Here is a 20,147-nt window from a genome sequence, read left to right as displayed (position 1 = left end):
TAGTTACAGTCGTAAAGCTTAAGAGAGTTCTATGTTGCTAGATTACATTAGTACATGAAACGATTCATAAAACGAATTCGATCGAACCGTTGAATAGATTCATTATCCACTCGTTTACCAATCCGAACCATTAAACAGTTAGCTGGATGAGAACTGATTTCTGGGTCATCAGTGGCAAACCACTCTAAGCCACCGGCATTCATCATTTTTTCCATGATTTTGCGGTATTCCCACACGTTTAAGCCAGTTCCTTTTAAGTCCCAATGCCAGTAGTATTCAGTTGTAATAATAATATAATCCTGCATGGCATCGTCCATCATGGAGACTTGTAATAGATTTTTTCCTACAGCACATCCACGAAATTGTGGAATAACCTCAATGGCGCCCAATTCTATCATATTCTCAAGCTTTGCTTCAGACCAACGTTCTAATGGGTCAGGATATAAAAAAGTTACATATCCAATAATTGTATTATGGTGACGTGCCACTATAATCCGACCTTCAGGTAAATCAGCTATCTCAGAAATTGCTTTATGTTGCTGATGTGGTTGACGGAAGGCAACTAAGTCTTTATGAAATTCAAAGGAGGCAACTTTTTCTCCTGACAAAGGTCCTTCAACAATAATGGTGCCTTGGGGTGTTTTAAGCTCCTTCGCATTATATGTTTTTATATGTTCCAACAGATTTTCACCACCTAATAATCATTTACTTATCACTATTATACATAAAAATAATTAAATAAAATTGAATTCACAAAATTTTTAGTTTTGACCATCTACATAGTTTTAAAGATGTTAAACTATAACAAATTAGTGATGGGAGTAGCACAAATAGTTATAACGCTGACCTCAATTCATTTCTTAATACGTAAAAGGAATCTGTAAGCAATAGAAATTACTAAACAAAACCGAGAAAGCATGCCTTATTAACCATTATATGTTTCCATACATTATGAAGAAAGAAATAAGCATAAGTATGTTAAGCTCTCTAATTTTACATAAAAAATTAATTTGATTTGTTCTATTTAAATATATTTCGTAAATTATTATTTAATATTAAAAAAATTGAGAAAAAACAATATATATACTATACTATAATTGAATAAGTTTACATAAAGGGGGAATATGTAGATGAAAGTGGAAGCGCTGCCAGTGGCGCAAGGGGATTTTAATTTAAAAAATTATGAGGAAGAGTGTAGGTCATTTTCATGGGGAGAAACAGAAAAATATTTTTCATGGTCTGAAACTGGTAGAGTAAACTTAGCTTATGAGGCGATAGATAGACATGCAAAAGGCTTCAGAAAAAATAAAGTTGCTCTTTTTTATCGAGACCCAGAGCGCAATGAAAAGTATACTTTTAAAGAAATGATGGAGTTGTCTAACAAAGCGGGGAACGTATTAAAGCAAGTTGGAGATGTTGAAAAGGGAGATCGAGTTTTTATCTTTATGCCTCGATCACCAGAGTTGTATTTTACAGTACTAGGTGCTATAAAACTAGGTGCTATAGTTGGGCCACTTTTTGAAGCATTTATGGAGGGGGCTGTTCGTGATCGTTTACAGGATAGTGAAGCAAAGGTTCTCGTAACAACACCTGAATTGCTAGAACGTGTACCAGTAGATGAGCTAACGGCACTTAAGCATGTTATTTTAGTAGGAGATAACATCGAAGAAAAAGACTGTTATTTAGACTTCCACAAGTATTTTGCAACAGCTAGTACAAAGCTCGATATAGAGTGGGTTGATCGCAAGGACGGTCTTATTTTACATTATACGTCAGGCTCTACTGGAAAACCAAAAGGTGTGTTACATGTTCATAATGCTATGATTCAGCACTATCAAACTGCTAAATGGGTTCTTGATTTAAAAGAAGATGATATATATTGGTGTACTGCAGATCCAGGTTGGGTAACTGGAACATCATACGGTATTTTTGGTCCGTGGTTAATGGGAGCCACGAACGTGATTTTAGGTGGACGATTTAGACCTGAATTATGGTACGAAGCAATTGCTGACTTAGGTGTGACAGTATGGTATAGTGCACCAACAGCATTTCGTATGCTAATGGGTGCGGGAGATGAGCTTGTTAAGCAATATGACTTATCTTCATTACGTCATGTTCTTAGTGTGGGAGAGCCTTTGAATCCTGAGGTTGTTCGTTGGGGTGTAAAAGTATTTAATTTACGAATCCACGATACGTGGTGGATGACTGAAACGGGTGGACAATTGATTTGTAACTATCCGTGCATGGAAATTCGCCCTGGTTCCATGGGGAAGCCTATTCCAGGCGTTAAGGCAGCTATTGTTGATGATCAAGGTAACGAGTTACCACCGTTTAGAATGGGGAATCTCGCAATTAAAAAAGGTTGGCCATCCATGATGCATACTATTTGGAATAACAAGGAGAAATATGAATCATACTTCATGCCTGGTGATTGGTATGTGTCCGGAGATTCAGCTTATATGGATGAGGATGGTTACTTTTGGTTCCAAGGTCGAATTGATGATGTTATTATGACATCTGGAGAGCGGGTTGGACCGTTTGAAGTTGAAAGTAAGTTAGTAGAACACCACGCAGTAGCAGAAGCAGGTGTTATTGGAAAGCCTGACCCTGTTCGTGGTGAAATCATCAAAGCATTTATTGCTCTCCGCGATGGCTACGAGCAATCTGATGAGTTGAAGGAAGAAATTCGTCAATTTGTAAAAAAAGGATTAGCAGCACATGCTGCACCACGTGAAATAGAGTTCCGAGATAAATTGCCAAAAACTCGAAGTGGTAAGATTATGCGTCGTGTGTTAAAGGCTTGGGAGCTTGACTTGCCAACAGGCGATCTATCTACGATGGAAGACTAAGTGGAAAGTAAAAAGAAGCGCAAGGTAATTACCTTGCGCTTTTCCTATTAACATTAAAGAAAAAATAAGGTTTTTAACCTAGATTAGTATCTAGCTCCAGCCCTATCCCGACGAGGTCTTAAGTCGTCTCCTTTGGTGAAGACCTTTCCTGCGGAGAACGTCTTAAGCTGGTCGGGAATGAGCAAGGCGCTTCGCTTTTCTTAATTATATTAGTTGTCGCCACCAACGGGAGGTGGGAAAATTGGCGGTAATAGCGAACCAGGGTCATCATTGTTTCCTTCTTCAGGAGTGTCTTCATTCTCTTCATCTTCTGGATTGTCTTCATCAGATGGTGGTTCTTCCTCATCGATAGGATCAATTGGTTCCTCAGGCTCTGGCTTTTGTGTGTCAAAGCTTCCTACTTTTATTAAATCGTATTCAGTGGCCATTTGACCAAGAATATCCACTGGTATTACATAGTATGCTGCTGGTGCATTAGATGGTAGCGTATAAGATAACTCATCTCCATCTGCGACTATGCTAGCTAATAGCTGTGGATCAGCACCTGCATATTGTAAAGAGAACACGCGATATCCGATAATATCTTGCTCAGGATGAGCAGGCCATGTAATTTGATTATCGGATATTTTCACTTCACCTAGTATAGCGGGCACTTTTCCATTTTCCTCAAGAGGTGTGGCCTTTGGTACAACAATATTAGCCCACTTATCTCTATTTGGTAATAATTGACTTGAGTCCTCTAAATATTCGAGCTCTAATTCAATAAGATACTCAGGATTAATCATCAAACCTGTTTGAATAAAATCTTCTGGTGTTGTTTCAGTTGCAGCATAGGCTTCGCCATTTACTCTCACATATGAACCTTCAATTAAATTATCATCTACTTCAGTAGGAATGGACTCAAGTGTAAACATGTCAGTTTCAATTAAGTCAGCCTCTTTACACAAATCAGATGGTAATAAGCCTGATACAGCACAGTAAGAACGTTGTACAATTCCACCGGGCATTTTAAAGCGCTCTTTAGGTGCAATTAACTCGGGATTAATCTCGTATGCACCGTTAATTAAGTCAGCCCATAACCCTTTATTGCGTCTTGAGTATAGACTCTTGTTTAATGGTTTATTATGATCATAGCCGTTCCAAATACCGAATGTAACGTTAGGGTTTGTAGCAACAAACCATGCATCATAGAAGTTATGACCTGTTCCTGTTTTTCCAGCCCAATCAGCTTGGAAATTAAGTCTTCCCGGTATATCGGCTGCTGTTCCTCGCAACACCACATCGCGCATCATATCAAGAGTTAAAAAGGCAGTCTGTTCAGAGAACACTGTAACAGGTGTAATCTCGTGTTCATAGATTACTTCGCCGTCTTTTGTTTCTATTTTTTCTATCATATAAGCATCAATAAATTTACCACCATTTGCGAATGTAACGTATGCATTCGTGTTTTCCTCAACAGATACGTTCCCGTTCATAGATCCAATGGCAAGTGAAGGAATATAATAGTCTTCTTCTGTTAATCGTGAGAAGCCCATTTTTTGTAAATATTTAGCAGGCCGTTGGTCTAAAATACTCATATAGGTACGTATAGCAGGGATATTATATGATTGCTGCAATGCATAACGGGCAGATGTAAGCCCGTGGAATTTATAGTCATAGTTATTTGGCCCTTTGTCGGAATCTCCCCATTGAATGTTCATTTGAACATCAGGAATAACAGTACCAGGAGATATCTTACCTAATTCAATAGCTGGTGCATACACTGCTAACGGCTTCATAGTTGACCCATTCGAGCGCCATGCATCTGTAGCATGATTCACGTTTGAACGATTGTAATCACGTCCGCCTACAAAGCTAATTATTTTTCCTGTTTTATTCTCAATTAGCATGGCCCCAACTTCTACCGGCTCCATAATAATTTCTTCTTCTCCTGTTTCAGAGTTAATAATAGCTTGAGGTTTATCTTCTCCGTAATTGTCATATTCATTTTTAATTACTTGCATCTTGTCATATATATCTTTATCAATAGTTGTAAAAATACGATATCCATTTTGACGCATATTTCTATCAGCTTTTATAAAATATTCATTGCGTAGCTTATCGTCCGTATCAAGGTCTGACTTTTGATAGCCATCCCTTTCAGCAAGAATTTCAGCAAGTATTTCTTTTGCCCTAAGCTCAATTTCCATTGTTAAATATGGATATTTTTCAATAGGTGATTTTTTAGGGGTTGCTAAATTCCCTACGATATCGTAGTTTAATGCACTTTGATATTGCTGATTTGTAATTTTATCTTCCTTTAGCATCCGTGATAAGACGTATTCCAATCGGTTTAATCCGTACTGAAGGCCTTCAGGAGATTTAAGCTCCCCATTATTTTTGAATGGAGTATATCGAGATGGACTTTGAACCATTCCAGCAATATAAGCAGACTGAGCTAAATTCAAATCTTTCGCGTCTATGCCAAAGATCCCTTGCGCAGCGGTTTGCACCCCTGCTATATTCCGACCGGATGAATTACGTCCAAATGTTGCAACATTTAAATATGCTTCTAATATTTGTTCTTTCTTAAAGAACTGTTCAAGTCTTAATGCTAAAAGCATTTCTTTTGCTTTACGATCGAATGTTACCTCATTAGTTAATATTTGTAGCTTTATAAGCTGTTGAGTTAGTGTACTACCACCTGAACGAGAGCCAGAATTTGTAGCTTCCTGTAATAACGCACGAAAGATTGCTTTTGGTACAACACCATTGTGTTCCCAGAAATATTCATCCTCAGTGGCTATAAGGGCATCTATTACGTATGGAGACACATCCTGTAACCTTGCTTCTTCTCGATCAAGGTCTGAACGTAGCTTTCCTAGATATTGATTGTTCGCAAAAAAGAGTTCAGTAGTTTCCTCGTAGTTGTAGATATCCTTTTCCATACTTTCAAAGGCACGGATTGGCTCGTCCTTAACTAAAGATGCAAAATAACCGGCACCAACACCGCCACCAAAGGATAATAAAATAAGTCCAAACACTATAAATATTAACAACAAATTCCATATAACTTGATATGTAATTCTATAGCTTTTTATTATAGTTGGATTGTTGAGTGTGCTTTTCCATTGTTGCAAACGCTCCAACCAATTCAGCAGTGTGTCCTTCATCAAATGATCCCCCCAAAATCTCATAATATTATACCATATGAAAGGAGCTTTCATATAGGAAAGTTTTGTATCACAATTTTCATGTGATAATAAGGTAAATGCTAATTTTTAGTAACTATTGACACGGGGAATTGTTTTATGATAATGTAAGCAAATCAATAGTAAATTATGCTATGAAAGAATTGAAGTAGTTTCTATCTTCCTGTTAATAGAGAGCTGACGGTTGCTGCAAGTCAGTACAGAGATAGTAACGAATTACGTTTCCTGAGCATTCTCGTTTTGAGACGGCGACACACCGTTATGTGATAGAGCGACGGCTTTAAACTTAAGCCGTAAGTTGGGTGGTACCGCGAATTACATCGTCCCTTCGATTATATCGAAGGGGCGTTTTTTATTTTAAATGGAGGTGGAGATTTAAAATGAGTCTAATAGAGGATTTGAAATGGAGAGGTATTATTTACCAACAAACAGATGAAGAGGGCATTAGTGAAGCGTTAAGTAAAGAGATGGTGTCTTTATATTGTGGAATTGATCCAACAGGTGACAGTATGCATATTGGCCACTTGTTACCATTTCTCACGTTAAGACGTTTTCAACAAGCTGGTCATCGACCAATTATCCTTGTTGGTGGTGCAACAGGATTAATTGGTGATCCTAGTGGGAAAAAAGAAGAACGTCAATTGCAAACGATTGAACAAGTTCAAGACAATGTGCAAAGCCTGCAAAAGCAGCTAGCGAAAATTTTTGATTTTGATGGTGATAGTGGGGCTGTCATGGTTAACAATTTTGACTGGGCTGGCAAAATGGATCTCGTAACGTTTTTACGCGATTACGGAAAGCATATTGGTGTGAACTACATGCTTGCTAAAGATACCATTTCTTCAAGGTTAGACACTGGTATCTCATTTACTGAATTTACGTACACCATTTTGCAAGCTATTGACTTCTACCATTTATATGAGAATCATAATTGTAAAATACAACTTGGTGGATCTGATCAATGGGGGAACATTACTACAGGTTTAGAGTTAATTCGCAAAATGAGTGCGGAAGGTTCTAAAGCTTACGGGCTAACGATTCCACTCGTAACAAAATCAGATGGTACTAAATTTGGTAAAACAGAAAGTGGTGCGGTGTGGTTAGATCGAGACAAAACGTCACCATATGAATTCTACCAATTTTGGATCAATACATCAGATGCAGACGTTATTAAATACTTGAAGTACTTTACTTTCCTTTCAAAGGAAGAAATAGAAGCGTTAGAGCAATCATTTGAAGCAGAACCTCATTTGCGTGCAGCTCAGAAAGCTCTGGCTGAGGAGATGACACGTTTAATTCATGGTGAGGAAGCTCTTCAACAGGCCATTAAAATTACACAAGCACTATTCAGCGGTGAAGTAAAAGAGTTGTCAGCTGAAGAAATTGCCCAGGGTTTTAAAGATGTTCCATCTTTTTCAGTTGAAGGCACAGAGGAATTACGCTTAGTCGAATTATTGGTAGATGCTAAAATTGTTTCCTCGAAAAGACAAGCACGAGAAGACGTTCAAAATGGTGCTGTATACATCAATGGTGATAGAGTTACTGAATCTAATTATACATTATCGGATGCTGATCGCATCGAAGGTCAATTCACCATTATCCGCAGAGGTAAGAAGAAATACTTTTTAATTAAGTACTAAGGCAACTATGAAGAGAGTCCTTTTAACGGGATTCTCTTTTTAGCTAGTAATCAAGTTTGCATAGAGATAAACTGCGATGTATGAAGATAAAATAATGAAAAAAGCATGAAAAAACCCCCTCTTGAAACGAAGTTTCAAGAGGGGGTCTATTATCGTATGTCTAAAATTAACGGCTGTAGAACTCAACGATAAGTGCTTCGTTAATTTCAGCAGGAAGCTCAGAGCGCTCAGGTAAACGAGTGAAAGTACCTTCAAGTTTATCTGCATCAAAGCTTAAATAGTCAGGTACGAAGTTGTTCACTTCAATTGCTTCCTTAACGATTGTAAGGTTACGTGACTTTTCACGAAGTGTAATTGTTTGACCAGGCTTTACGCTGTATGATGGGATATCAACGCGTGCTCCATCCACCATTACGTGACCATGGTTAACAATTTGACGAGCTTGGCGACGAGTACGTGCTAAGCCAAGACGGTATACTAAGTTATCAAGGCGTGATTCAAGAAGAACCATGAAGTTCTCACCGTGCTTACCTTGAATTTTAGCAGCTTTATCAAATAAGTTACGGAATTGACGCTCATTTACACCGTACATATGACGAAGCTTTTGCTTTTCTTGTAATTGTAAACCATACTCAGAAAGCTTACGACGACTTTGACCGTGTTGGCCTGGTGCGTATGGACGCTTTTCTAATTCTTTTCCTGTACCACTTAATGAAATCCCAAGACGACGAGATAATTTCCAGCTTGGACCTGTATAACGAGCCATGAATGACTCCTCCTTTAATGTTTTTATTTTTGGTAAAATAAAAACCAGTAGCAACTAAATATACATGGTCATTTTGTTTTCATGTATCCTCGCTCTAGCAGCTAAGAGTTACACGATACACCTCCTATTATGATGATAGGGGAACAAAATGATAACACATATCCATTGCTTAGGCTGCAATATTTTACACAACGACCATTATATGATTTTTATAGATTAAAGTCAAGAAAATCTCGAAATTAGTGATTTGTGTGATATAATGATTTAGAAACTTGTTCTCTAGTAGACATTAAATAGCGCCGGGTGATGTAATGAAAACACGCGAACTCTTATTATTACAGTTAAAAGCAAATTTATTAGAATCAATTCTTCTTTGTAACGAGAACCAAATATCATTTCAAACAATGTTGAATAAAATTATAGCAATTATCGCACAAGAGTGTAAAGCCGAGGTAGTTGCTTTCTACACTTATGATAACTGGGGTCAAGGTTTTATTAATTACAATGGAACGACTAAAAAAGATGACATAGCGCTTGAAGGCAATGAACTTACTATGTGCAGAGGGTTAGTGAATGATAAGAAGGACTCAACGATCATTCATGGTCCTTCACATGTGTCATGTTACATACCGATACGCTATGATAAATTAGTAGCAAGTGTTGTTAAAATAAACTATCCACAATTACCACCATACTTTGACGAGACGTTTGTTTATGAACTAACAAGTTTACTTGCCTATTTATCATCTAAAAAGTATGTAACAATCTCAAAAGTTACATCAGATGAAAAACGATATGAACATCTGTATCGAGTCACATCTAAGTTTCATTCATCTATGAATATCGACGATGTATTGCTTGAGGTTATTCGTGCATTGAAGGAGATTTATCCAACCTTCTCATATCAACTATTACTTTCTCATGATAATTCGAAAAATGCTGATTTACCGATTACATATTTAGATTATGACGGGGAATATACGAATCAAGCTACTATGCAAGCTTTTGTAACAGGGGATGTACAAATTGAAGATTTGTTACATGAAAAGAAATCAATATTGTATGCTCCACTAAAAGGTAAACAAGGTGTTTACGGTGTCTTACAAGTAATAGCCTCTAATGCTATTATGTTTCCAAAGCAAGAAGTTGGATTTATCACTTTATTAGCGAATACGGCAGGTAGTGCTTTAGAAAATGCACAATTATACGAGCAATCCCGAAGATTAATTACTGATTTGCAGTTAATAAATGAAGCTTCTCATAAGTTGAATTCTAATTTACGATTAACGGAAACAATGACATATTTATGTGAGCAAATGAAGACGTCTATTTGGGCAAATGAAGTAGGGTTTATATTACTAGCAGATAACGATGAAGTTAAAGTTATTCCAGAAAGTACTTCATTCTTTCATGGTGAGGCAGCACTTACTACTATTCAATTTGTCATTGATAAAGTCAAAACCGATAAAGAGGCTCTATTTGTTGGTGATATCATGCACTACAATATTGAGCAAGACCAACCCTATCGCTCACTAATGGCAGTACCTATGGTTCAAGGGGACGCTTTTAAGGGTGTCACAATTGTACTCCACGAAAAGCCGTATTATTTTTCTTTTGAGACGTTTAAGCTGATGCAATCGCTTATACATCACTCAACATTAGCCTTTGCCAACTCAATCCTTCGGGAGGAATTAGAGCTACTCGTCATTACGGATCATTTAACGCAGTTATATTCTAGAAAACATCTTGATGACTCAATTGGTCGATCTATGAAGAATGATCCTAACGGTACATTCTTATTAATAGATATTGATGACTTTAAAAAGATTAACGACACGTATGGTCATCAGACTGGTGACAAAATTATTATTCAAGTAGCCAATATTATAAAAGATAACATTCGCGATACAGATTTTGGTGCTCGATGGGGTGGAGAAGAGCTGGCTATCTACCTTCCAAAAGTTGACTTGGAAATTGGCACTCAAATTGCAGAAAGACTAGTTGAAAAAGTGAGAGAATTAACGGAACCTACTGTAACAGTCTCGTGCGGTGTTAGTTATTGGCATGCCGAACGCCAAGACTCGGTTAAACGACTATTTAATAGAGCAGACGAAGCTCTTTATATAGCAAAACGTAATGGGAAAAATCAAGTTCACATTTTAGAACCAAATATAACGGTATGAAAAAGGATGTGCATTAAAGTGTTAAACACAACACTTGACGCACATCCTTTTGGGTAGCAAAAACTATCTTACCTTATTTCAAGTTATCACAAAGTACAGAGGCAAACTGTTCTAAGTACTTCAAATCGATATTGTCAAAGCGAGAATGAATAGGGCTATCAATATCTAACACACCTATTACTTCTCCTTCGGCAATAAGAGGTATTACTATTTCTGATTTAGATGCTGCATCGCAAGCTATATGTCCTGGAAATGCATGGACATCTTCAACTACATATGCTTTTTTATGAAGAGCAGCAGATCCACAAACCCCTTTTCCGAATGGAATCCGCACGCAAGCTGGTAAGCCTTGGAAAGGACCAAGTACTAATTCGTCACCTTCACGTAAGTAAAAACCCACCCAGTTGATATCCTTTAGAAATTGATTTAATAAAGCAGATGCATTTGCTAAATTAGCAATGACATTAGCCTCTCCTTCTATTAATGCTTCAATTTGTTTAATAACTAAAGTATAATTTTCTTCTCGTGATTGTGTATATCCTTCGACATGAAACACAATAATCCCCTTCTTTCTAACAATATTTGATTAAATAGTACGCGTTACGTATGAATTTGTCGAGAGAAACATAGAGGAATCTAATAGATCAATTCGAATAAGTTTATAAAGCTGTCGTTCTGGAAGGAGTTATTATATGTATGACTTTATCTAATAAAGATACGAAACAAGCAATCATTGATGCAGCTATTCGTTTATTCACAACAAAAGGGTACGCCGATACGTCAGTAAGAGATATTGCGATGAAAGCTAAAGTAAATGTAGCGACTATTTCTTATTACTTTAACGGAAAACAGGGACTACTAGAAAGCTTGTTAACGAACTTTTATGAACAATATATTAATGTTATGGAATCAGTACTTAAACAGAGCCTTGATAACAATAGTCCAAGAGATACGCTCATTTGTTTAGTGCACAATGTCTTTGAATATCAAAAAAAGAACCCACAGTTAACGCGCCTTGTAGTTCGTGAGTTATCATTAGATAATGTGTTGATACGAGAAATTATGTCTACTTATTTAACAAAGGAAAAATTTATTATAAAAAGCTTACTTGAAAAAGGAGTTGCACATGGTCAATTCCGCAAAGTAACACTGTCTTTGTTTCTTATGCAATTAAAAAGTCTATTGTCAATGCCGTTTTTGCACAGTCATTATCTAATAGAGGTTTTACACATACAGTCACACGACAAGCATACATGGCATTTATTTGAAGAAGAAGTTATAAATTGGCTGGAATTAACACTTTTTATCTACCCTTCAAAACAAGTAAGCTAAATAAAGTGAAAACTTCTATTTAATAAGTGCGTTTACAAGTGCTTCGTAATGTTGACCAACACCTTGCGCAGCATGCGCATCAGACCCATATACGAGAGGAATGTTTCGCTTTATTGCTTCTTTAACAACCCATGGCGCAGGGTATGACTGCTTGCAAAGTGGTTTACTTATCCCTGCTCCATTATAGTCAAGCTCATAACCTTCCGCTTTTATATCATCTAGTAGGGAGAGAATGGTGCTTTCAAATGATTCTGTGGATGCGAATTTTTTCTGGAATTTGTTGACTAGGGTAATATGTCCTAGTCTTTTTGGTTTGTATATTCCAAGGTCAGCTTTGATGGACGACTTAACAGTCGAGTAGTACTGACTATGAACGTTATCGACAGACCCATATATCTCAGCAATTCTAGCGAATTCATCTTCACTAAAATCAATGCAATAATAGTTGTTTGCTTTTTTTAGAAAATGAACAGACAAAATACTATCATTGAGATACGGTCCATATGTAGTAAGAAATTCTCGTGTTTGTTCCTCGTATCCTTCAATATAATCTATCTCTAAGCCAACATGTATAAGTATGTTGCTTTTATATTGCTGTTGATACGACTGAATGTCGTTTATGTAGTCTTCTAGTTGAGTGCGTAACATGGCACTATCTTTATCAGGTACGGGATCTATGAATCCATTCGGTAAAGGTGCATGTTCTGTGAAAGTTATAGTAGAAAAATTTAATTCAATAGCACGCTCAATATACATACGTAATGAGTCTTTTGAACCGTGTGGGCAATAAGGCGTGTGAATATGGCCATCTCTTTTCATAGTAAACCTCCCCAAAATGAAAAAAATGTCAGTTTTTGATAAAAAAAAATAAAAATGTAGTCAAAAAATGTCGTTCTCATGGTATCATAAAAACATCAATAGTTGTAGGCATTATACACAGTAATAACCTATTACATATTAAGCGAATCGCTAATGAAAATAGATATTTAACGGAATTATTGTGAGTCAGTTGTTACTATAGATTATCCATCGTGACGTTGAAAAAGCAACTATGACACACACGTAGCTCCAAAGAATTTTTAAGGAGGCTTATGATGGAAATTGCAATTGGAATCATTATATTCTTTTTACTGCTATTATCCTATGCTTTTTATACAAGGAGCAAAATATACAAACAAGTCGATAAGCTAGAGTCTTGGAAAATCGACATTATGAACAGACATATCACGGATGAAATGGCAGAGGTTAAGCAATTAAACTTAACAGGACAAGCAGAAACAATGTTTGAAAATTGGCGTAAAGAATGGGATGACATTGTGACGACAGTCATGCCGGAAGTAGAAGAGTGGCTGTTAGATTCTGAGGACTTCGCTGATAAATATCGATTTAAAATGGCAAGACAAGTGTTACGTAATATCGAGGCTGAACTACAGGATGTTGAAAATTCTATCTCACGCATTCTTAGTGAGCTAGATGATTTAGTAAGCAGTGAAGAAAAAAATCGCTCTGAAATTGTTGAACTAGAAAAAGATTATAGAGAATGCAAAAAATCGCTTCTAGCTAATCGTCATACTTTTGGGAAAGCTGAGTTGCGCTTAGAAGTTTTATTAGATGAGGCTAAGCAAACGTTTGAGTTGTACAGTGTATGTACGGATGAAGGAAATTATTTAAAAGCAAGAGAGCATGTTAAGTCTATTAGTGACACTTTGACTAATGTAAAAACATGTATGGAGCAAATACCACAGTTGCTTCATGAATGCCAAGTTATTCTACCGAATCAACTTGATAATATTAGTAATGGTCATGAGGAAATGCTGCAAAATGGTTATGTGTTAGATCATATTCCTGTAAAAAAAGAAATTGAAACGATGCAGAAGCTTCTAGAGCAATATGAACATCAAATCATAAAGATTGATATTGAACCAGTTAAAGAAGGAATAAACGAAATTAAGGATAAAATAGAACTTTTATATGACTTGTTAGAAAAAGAAGTCGTCGGTCGCCATTACGTGAATAATGAATTCGATAAAGCTAGTGAAAAAATTCATATGTTGCAAGAATATACAAATGATACGCGAAACGAGCTAAACTATGTTTTGCAAGGTTATCACCTTTCTGAAGAAAAGCTTGAGGATTATCGTCAAATGGAAAAAGAGGTTCAATTGATTGTGAATCGATTTACGCAGCTACATGGGAAAGTTGAACAGGACAATGTAGCATATTCGGCACTTCATGAAGAATTGAAAGAGTTGGAGGATTTAACGATTTCTTTAATAGAGCGTCTAAATGAATTTAAAGAAATGCTTGTTAATTTACGTAAGGATGAATTAGTGGCTCGGGAACAAATAGCAAAAATGCGTAAAAAGTTATTAGAATCCAAACATACACTAGAGCGAAGTAATTTACCGGGAATTCCTGATGACTATAAGCAGCTTCTTTCCACGGCAAAGGATGCCCTTCTTCGGGTATCTCACCAGTTAGAGCAAAAGCCATTAAATATGACGGCTGTTCATCAACTGCTTGAAGAAGCAAGCTTGATTGCAGAAAAAGTAACCGACACAACAAATGAAATGATTGAACAGGTTCTTTTAGTTGAGCAGGTGATTCAATATGCCAACCGCTATCGTCGCCATGACGTTTCTGTAGCGATTGGTTTAAGTGAAGCGGAAAATGCCTTCCGTCAATACAACTACCATCTAGCTCTAGAGCAAGCAGCAGCTACTTTAGAAAAGATCGAGCCTGGTGCTTTAAAGCGAGTTGAAGAAATACTGAAGGGTGAATAGGATGCTTCAAAAAATAACGCTAACCTTGATGAGTATTGTTTGCCTTGTTGTATGGGCTTTAGTATTTATTGTGATGGTCCAGCAGACTCCACAACAGCTAGTGAAAAAACATCATACACACTTGACAGCTATCAATTTCTTAACTCAACCAACACAGTGGCAACCTCTCGTTAAAGTAGATGAAGAAACTGTATTTAATAAAGACATAAAAGACAAAACCGCTACAACGCCAGACATATTACTTTCAAATGATTCTCAAGCAGTATCCATTGATGACTTATTAGTTGCACTAGGGCTTGAGTAACAATAACCCAAGGCTAACCTTCGTTAGTTTTGGGTTGTTTTTTTGACGTAGGCTGTGTTAAGGGTGAATGTTGATAACCGAGTGCAATGAAGCGAAAATCAACACCAAAGTTTAACAGCGTTGACGTAAAGAAATGTAAGAGATAGCTATTCATAAAAGGCATCACTAACTTCAAATCCATTACAATTTATTTTTTATCTGTAGGTTGATGTAGGTCCCCGCACATAACATATATACCTAATTGGTTAATTTTACAATAATATCATATCGTTCGTACGCTTTACTTTAATTAGTTTGTTTTGTTAATATACAAAAGTGTAACTTTTCGTGCGTACATAGAGGAGATGGTCGCTCTTGATATACTTAGATAATAGCGCTACAACAAGACCAGGCAGAGATGTATTACAAACCTTTCTTACAGTTAGTGAACAGTATTTTGCAAACCCATCATCCATTCATGGACTAGGGGTGAAAGCAGAACAATTATTACATGAGGCGAGACGTCAAGTAGCCAAGCTACTTATGGTCGACTCAAAAGAAATTATTTTTACATCGGGTGGCACTGAAGGAAATAACCTTGCCTTAAAAGGCGTTGCTTTAGCAAATAGTGCAAGAGGCAAACATATTATTACTAGTGAAGCAGAACATTCATCTGTAATAGAAGCATGTAGGCAGCTTGAAAAGCTAGGTTTTGAAGTGACTTACCTTCCAGTTAACAGTAACGGAGTAATTGAACTGGCAGCAGTTAAAGAGGCAATTCGAAATGATACGATTCTTATGTCACTTATTCATGTTAATAATGAAGTTGGTGTAATACAACCAGTTGAAGAAATAGGTAAATGGTTAGCTTTAAACTATACAGGAAAACGAAAAATCTTTTTTCATGTTGACAATGTGCAAGGTGTGGGAAAAGTACCGTTGAATTTAAATAAAGCACATATTGATTTATGCTCAATGTCAGCACATAAATTTCATGGCTTAAAGGGTAATGGAATTTTATTTGTGAATAAAGATGTCCGACTAGCAGCCATTGCGAGTGGAGGCGGTCAGGAGCGGAGTATACGTGCAGGTACAGAAAATGTTGCTGGAATTGTTAGTATGACTAAAGCGCTGCGATTAGCTTTAGCTGAGGATGTAACACGGATGCAAAACATGCAATATAGCTATGTTGAGGCATTGAAGAACATTCCTAATGTAGTCATTCATACAGTTCCACAAATAAGTGCACCACATATTATTAATTTTTCCATTCCAGGTGTGAAAGCTGAAGTATTTGTACATATGTTAGAAGAACATAATATTTATGTATCAACAACATCTGCTTGTTCATCAAGGCAACAAAAAGCAAGTCGAACTATCCTAGCTATGACGGGTGACCCTGTGCTTGCTAATAGTGCGATACGATTGAGTTTGTCTTCAGATAATACAATTGATGAAGTTGATCATGTTATTAAGGCTATAGAATTAACAATTAATAAGCTACGAAAGTAAAAGAGGAACTTATCATGGTATACGATCACATATTAATTAGATACGGTGAAATATCGACTAAAGGTAGAAATAGAAAAAGATTTGTCAGTCAGTTGCAAGCAAGACTGAAGGCACTATTGATTGAATATCCAAATGCATTTGTAAAACAATCACGTGACCGCATGTATATTGTGTTAAACGGTGAGCCACATGAGCCTATTATTGAAGCGCTCAAGCATGTTTTTGGCATTCAATCATTTAGTTTAGCTATCAAGACTGACAATAACATTGAACAAATAAAAGAAGCAGCATTAAAAGCGTTACATGATAGTGAAAAGACAATTACGACATTTAAAGTCTCTACTAGACGAGCTTATAAGCAGTTTCCACATGATTCAAATGAATTGAACCATATTATTGGAGGCCATATTTTACGACACACAAAGGATATTACTGTAGATGTTCATAATCCAGATATTAATGTAGGGGTAGAGGTTCGTGAACATGCAACGTATATAACGTGTGTTGTCATACCAGGTGCGGGTGGACTGCCACCAGGCTCTAGTGGTAAGGGACTGCTTATGCTTTCAGGTGGTATAGATAGTCCTGTTGCTGGATATTTAGCGATGAAACGTGGTTTAGAGCTTGAGGCTGTACACTTCTTTACGCCTCCATATACGAGTGAAAGAGCAAAGCAAAAGGTAATTGATTTAGCAGAGATGTTACAAGGGTTTAGTGGAAAAATGAAACTTCATATTGTACCATTTACTGAAATTCAATTGGCAATTAGTCAACAGGTTCCAGACAATTACGTTACGATATCAACTAGAAGAATGATGTTCAAAATAGCAGACAAAATTAGAAATCAAATTAATGGCTTAGCAATCGTAACAGGAGATAGTTTAGGACAAGTGGCAAGTCAAACATTAGAAAGTATGTTTGCGATAAACGAAGTTACTACAACACCTATTATAAGACCATTAATTACAACCGACAAAACGGAAATAATCAAAATAGCTAAAAACATTAACACATACGATATTTCAATTCGACCGTATGAAGATTGTTGTAGTATATTTACACCATCTTCTCCAAAAACAAAACCAAAGGTAGACAAAATAGATTTCTTTGAAAGCTTTGTTGACTTTGACGAAATGATTGACAATGCAATTGCGAATACGGAGATTATGGTCATCTCAAACCAAACTAAAATTAAATTTGAAGAATTGTTTTAAAAACATATAAAAGTAAAAATATACAAAATTACTGAATATTACCATTGAATCTTATGTATTAATCCATGTGCTATAACACAATCTATACTCACAAGGAGGTGAATAGCACATGGCACAACAAAACAGCCCAAACAACACAAACCAATTGCTTGTAGCTGGTGCTTCACAAGCGATTGATCAAATGAAATATGAAATCGCAAATGAATTTGGTGTTAACCTTGGTCCGGACACAACTTCTCGCGCTAACGGTTCAGTTGGGGGAGAGATTACAAAGCGTCTAGTATCAATGGCACAACAACAACTTTCTGGTGGTTCACAATATTAATAAAAAAAAATATAGATGGCTACAAGGACGAGCATTTGCGCTCGTCCTTTTCTGACGTTTAAAGAAAGCTTAAGCTTTTTAACCTAGATATGTGTCTAGCTCCAGCGCCTAGACAGTTTTTCATCTATGAATAATCTTCCTCGAGAATCTTGTGAAAAGCATGAAATGAAATATGATGCTTTTCACAGCTCGAGAATCTTAAGCCGTACCATTCGGAGGGAAGGTCCTTCCTGCGGGGTACGACTTAAGCTGGTCGGGGATGAGCAAGGCGCTTGTGTTTTCTCCTTATTTGTCGAAAGAACTAAAACTATATAAGTCGCATAAGTACGAGTAAGAAAAATGTCAAACGATTTAGACAGAATATGGGTGTAAAATATTTAGAATATTTTGTATAATTATATTGACATTAGGGGGAGGGAAACAAAATATGAAACAATCACAGTTAATTTCACCGGATTATTATAACCTTACGAGTGAAATGGACAAGTATGCAGAGGGTGAAGCGCGTATTGCACTTAAGTGGATGAATGAAGCTGGTGATTCAAAAACTATTACATATTCAAATTTACTAAAGAAAGCCAATAAAATTGCTAACGTATTACATAGTTACGGTTTAAAACAAGGCGACAAAGTTCTTGTTATGATCCCGAGGGTAATAGATGCATATACTGTTTATATAGGTGCAATAAAAGCAGGTTTAGTAGTCATTCCTAGCTCAGAATTGCTACGCACGAAAGATTTACAATATCGTATTAGTCACGGGGAAGTAAGTGCTATTATTAGTTATTATCCTTATGTTAATCAGTTTACAGCCATAGAAAAGATTGAACAGCTTCAGTTGTTCTCTGTAGGTGGTGCTGTGAATAATTGGAACAATTTAGATGATTTATCGGATAAAGCATCGTCTTTTTTTATCGCGGCAAATACGAAACGAGATGACATGGCTTTCTTATCGTATACATCTGGTACTACAGGGAATCCAAAAGGTGTAGTCCATACACATGGGTGGGCTTATGCACATTTACGCACTTCTGCAGCTAATTGGTTATGTATTAACGAAGGAGATACAGTATGGGCAACAGCTGGACCTGGCTGGCAAAAGTGGGTGTGGAGCCCGTTTCTTGCGACATTAGGCTCTGGTGCGACTGGTCTTGTATACCATGGCCGATTTGAACCTGAGAAATATTTGAAGATTATGGAGGAAAATGAGGTTAATGTATTATGCTGCACGCCAACGGAATATAGACTTATGGCAAAAGTTGAAGATTTGAAAAAATACTCGTTGACTGTTTTACATAGTGCCGTATCAGCCGGAGAGCCATTAAATCGTGAGGTCATTGAAACATTTAAAAAGCATTTCAATGTTACAGTTAGAGATGGATACGGTCAGACAGAAAACACGTTACTTGTTGGCGTCATGAAGGATATGGAAACAAAACCAGGATCAATGGGGAAACCAACCCCTGGAAATGTTGTTGACATTATTAATGAATATGGTAAACCTTGTGCAGTTGGTGAGGTCGGAGATATCGCAGTGCATTCTAGTACTCCGGCATTGTTTAAAGAATATTATAAAGATCCAGAAAGAACGTCCATGCAATTTCGTGGGGAATGGTATGTAACTGGTGATAAGGCAAAAAAAGACGAGGATGGATATTTCTGGTTTGAAGGTCGTGGTGATGATATAATCATAAGCTCTGGCTACACTATTGGACCATTTGAAGTGGAGGATGCTCTTGTTAAACACCCTTATGTAAAAGAATGCGCTGTAGTTGCTAGTCCAGATGAAATTAGGGGGCACATAGTAAAAGCTTTTGTAGTTTTACGAGATGGCGTTGATAAAAGTGAAGAGGCTATTACTATAGAGCTTCAAGAGCATGTGAAAAACCTAACAGCACCATACAAGTATCCTAGAAAAATTGAGTTTATGAAAGAGTTACCGAAAACAACTTCGGGTAAAATACGCCGTGTGGAATTAAGACAAAAGGAGCTGGCGTAGGTGTAGAAGATAAAAATTTTGTGAAACAAGTGCAATTCTCTTTTTTCTTTACAGATATAACCAAGGCTGA

15 protein-coding genes and 1 other annotated feature are annotated in these 20,147 nt (G+C 36.8%); of the genes, 10 read left to right on the top strand and 5 right to left on the bottom strand.

Translation table 11 applies throughout. The annotated features are described in order from the left end of the window. Positions 1–47 precede the first annotated feature (47 nt). On the bottom strand, positions 48–680 hold the full coding sequence (locus EJF36_RS15600; protein WP_125907204.1) for a GNAT family N-acetyltransferase: 633 nt from the start codon (positions 678–680) through the stop codon (positions 48–50). A 450-nt stretch (positions 681–1,130) separates the two neighbouring features. Here EJF36_RS15600 and acsA point away from each other — a divergent pair, with 450 nt between their 5' ends. Continuing rightward, a complete protein-coding gene (gene acsA, locus EJF36_RS15595) occupies positions 1,131–2,849 on the top strand; it encodes an acetate--CoA ligase (protein ID WP_125907203.1) in 1,719 nt (572 codons plus the stop codon). A gap of 209 nt (positions 2,850–3,058) precedes the next feature. On the opposite strand, the gene EJF36_RS15590 is transcribed toward acsA, so the two are convergent. Next, positions 3,059–6,001 carry a transglycosylase domain-containing protein gene (locus EJF36_RS15590; protein WP_125907202.1) on the bottom strand — a complete coding sequence of 981 codons (2,943 nt, stop codon included), beginning with the start codon at positions 5,999–6,001 and terminating at the stop codon, positions 3,059–3,061. Between the two features lie 164 nt (positions 6,002–6,165). Then, positions 6,166–6,371 (top strand) — a binding site (T-box leader). Positions 6,372–6,420: 49 nt separating this feature from the next. Here EJF36_RS15590 and tyrS point away from each other — a divergent pair. Next, positions 6,421–7,680 (top strand): tyrosine--tRNA ligase, encoded by a 1,260-nt coding sequence (tyrS, locus tag EJF36_RS15585; protein WP_125907201.1) that lies wholly within the window; start codon positions 6,421–6,423, stop codon positions 7,678–7,680. A 166-nt stretch (positions 7,681–7,846) separates the two neighbouring features. Here tyrS and rpsD read toward each other — a convergent pair whose 3' ends face one another. After that, a complete protein-coding gene (gene rpsD, locus EJF36_RS15580) occupies positions 7,847–8,446 on the bottom strand; it encodes a 30S ribosomal protein S4 (RefSeq protein WP_125907200.1) in 600 nt (199 codons plus the stop codon). Between the two features lie 311 nt (positions 8,447–8,757). On the opposite strand from rpsD, the gene EJF36_RS15575 reads away from it, so the two are divergent. Continuing rightward, positions 8,758–10,629, top strand: a complete 1,872-nt coding sequence (locus tag EJF36_RS15575; protein ID WP_125907199.1) for a sensor domain-containing diguanylate cyclase — start codon at positions 8,758–8,760, stop codon at positions 10,627–10,629. A 73-nt stretch (positions 10,630–10,702) separates the two neighbouring features. Here EJF36_RS15575 and EJF36_RS15570 read toward each other — a convergent pair whose 3' ends face one another. Continuing rightward, positions 10,703–11,185 (bottom strand): GAF domain-containing protein, encoded by a 483-nt coding sequence (locus tag EJF36_RS15570; RefSeq protein ID WP_125907198.1) that lies wholly within the window; start codon positions 11,183–11,185, stop codon positions 10,703–10,705. Positions 11,186–11,325: 140 nt separating this feature from the next. On the opposite strand from EJF36_RS15570, the gene refZ reads away from it, so the two are divergent. Further along, positions 11,326–11,961: a forespore capture DNA-binding protein RefZ gene (refZ, locus tag EJF36_RS15565; protein ID WP_125907197.1), complete on the top strand. Its 636-nt coding sequence runs from the start codon at positions 11,326–11,328 to the stop codon at positions 11,959–11,961. Positions 11,962–11,976: 15 nt separating this feature from the next. Here refZ and hisJ read toward each other — a convergent pair whose 3' ends face one another. Continuing rightward, the gene (gene hisJ, locus EJF36_RS15560; RefSeq protein WP_125907196.1) at positions 11,977–12,780 is read right to left on the bottom strand and encodes a histidinol-phosphatase HisJ; all 804 of its coding nucleotides are present in this window, start codon (positions 12,778–12,780) and stop codon (positions 11,977–11,979) included. A 275-nt stretch (positions 12,781–13,055) separates the two neighbouring features. Between hisJ and ezrA the strand changes: the two genes are divergently transcribed. The 6 genes from ezrA to mbcS all read left to right on the top strand — a co-directional run bounded on the left by ezrA (position 13,056) and on the right by mbcS (position 20,077). Beyond that, positions 13,056–14,744, top strand: coding sequence for a septation ring formation regulator EzrA (gene ezrA, locus EJF36_RS15555; protein WP_185806934.1), 1,689 nt, complete (start codon positions 13,056–13,058; stop codon positions 14,742–14,744). A gap of 1 nt (position 14,745) precedes the next feature. Further along, positions 14,746–15,048, top strand: a complete 303-nt coding sequence (locus EJF36_RS15550; RefSeq protein WP_125907194.1) for a hypothetical protein — start codon at positions 14,746–14,748, stop codon at positions 15,046–15,048. Between the two features lie 354 nt (positions 15,049–15,402). Continuing rightward, positions 15,403–16,539 (top strand): cysteine desulfurase family protein, encoded by a 1,137-nt coding sequence (locus EJF36_RS15545; RefSeq protein WP_125907193.1) that lies wholly within the window; start codon positions 15,403–15,405, stop codon positions 16,537–16,539. A gap of 14 nt (positions 16,540–16,553) precedes the next feature. Then, positions 16,554–17,753: a tRNA uracil 4-sulfurtransferase ThiI gene (thiI, locus tag EJF36_RS15540; RefSeq protein ID WP_125907192.1), complete on the top strand. Its 1,200-nt coding sequence runs from the start codon at positions 16,554–16,556 to the stop codon at positions 17,751–17,753. A gap of 109 nt (positions 17,754–17,862) precedes the next feature. Continuing rightward, positions 17,863–18,078 (top strand): alpha/beta-type small acid-soluble spore protein, encoded by a 216-nt coding sequence (locus tag EJF36_RS15535; protein ID WP_125907191.1) that lies wholly within the window; start codon positions 17,863–17,865, stop codon positions 18,076–18,078. A gap of 427 nt (positions 18,079–18,505) precedes the next feature. Then, the gene (gene mbcS / locus EJF36_RS15530) at positions 18,506–20,077 is read left to right on the top strand and encodes an acyl-CoA synthetase MbcS (protein ID WP_125907190.1); all 1,572 of its coding nucleotides are present in this window, start codon (positions 18,506–18,508) and stop codon (positions 20,075–20,077) included. Positions 20,078–20,147 lie beyond the last annotated feature (70 nt).

Source organism: Bacillus sp. HMF5848 (assembly GCF_003944835.1).
In the GTDB taxonomy this organism is placed as follows: Bacteria; Bacillota; Bacilli; order Bacillales; family HMF5848; genus HMF5848.
This window is presented reverse-complemented; position numbering and strand designations above follow the sequence as displayed.

Coding starts and splice junctions, on each gene's coding strand:
- hisJ (WP_125907196.1), bottom strand. CDS start 12,780: ATGAAAAGAGATGGCCATATTCACACGCCTTATTGCCCACACGGTTCA.
- mbcS (WP_125907190.1), top strand. CDS start 18,506: ATGAAACAATCACAGTTAATTTCACCGGATTATTATAACCTTACGAGT.
- EJF36_RS15535 (WP_125907191.1), top strand. CDS start 17,863: ATGGCACAACAAAACAGCCCAAACAACACAAACCAATTGCTTGTAGCT.
- rpsD (WP_125907200.1), bottom strand. CDS start 8,446: ATGGCTCGTTATACAGGTCCAAGCTGGAAATTATCTCGTCGTCTTGGG.
- tyrS (WP_125907201.1), top strand. CDS start 6,421: ATGAGTCTAATAGAGGATTTGAAATGGAGAGGTATTATTTACCAACAA.
- EJF36_RS15575 (WP_125907199.1), top strand. CDS start 8,758: ATGAAAACACGCGAACTCTTATTATTACAGTTAAAAGCAAATTTATTA.
- EJF36_RS15550 (WP_125907194.1), top strand. CDS start 14,746: ATGCTTCAAAAAATAACGCTAACCTTGATGAGTATTGTTTGCCTTGTT.
- EJF36_RS15590 (WP_125907202.1), bottom strand. CDS start 6,001: ATGAAGGACACACTGCTGAATTGGTTGGAGCGTTTGCAACAATGGAAA.
- thiI (WP_125907192.1), top strand. CDS start 16,554: ATGGTATACGATCACATATTAATTAGATACGGTGAAATATCGACTAAA.
- ezrA (WP_185806934.1), top strand. CDS start 13,056: ATGGAAATTGCAATTGGAATCATTATATTCTTTTTACTGCTATTATCC.
- refZ (WP_125907197.1), top strand. CDS start 11,326: ATGACTTTATCTAATAAAGATACGAAACAAGCAATCATTGATGCAGCT.
- acsA (WP_125907203.1), top strand. CDS start 1,131: ATGAAAGTGGAAGCGCTGCCAGTGGCGCAAGGGGATTTTAATTTAAAA.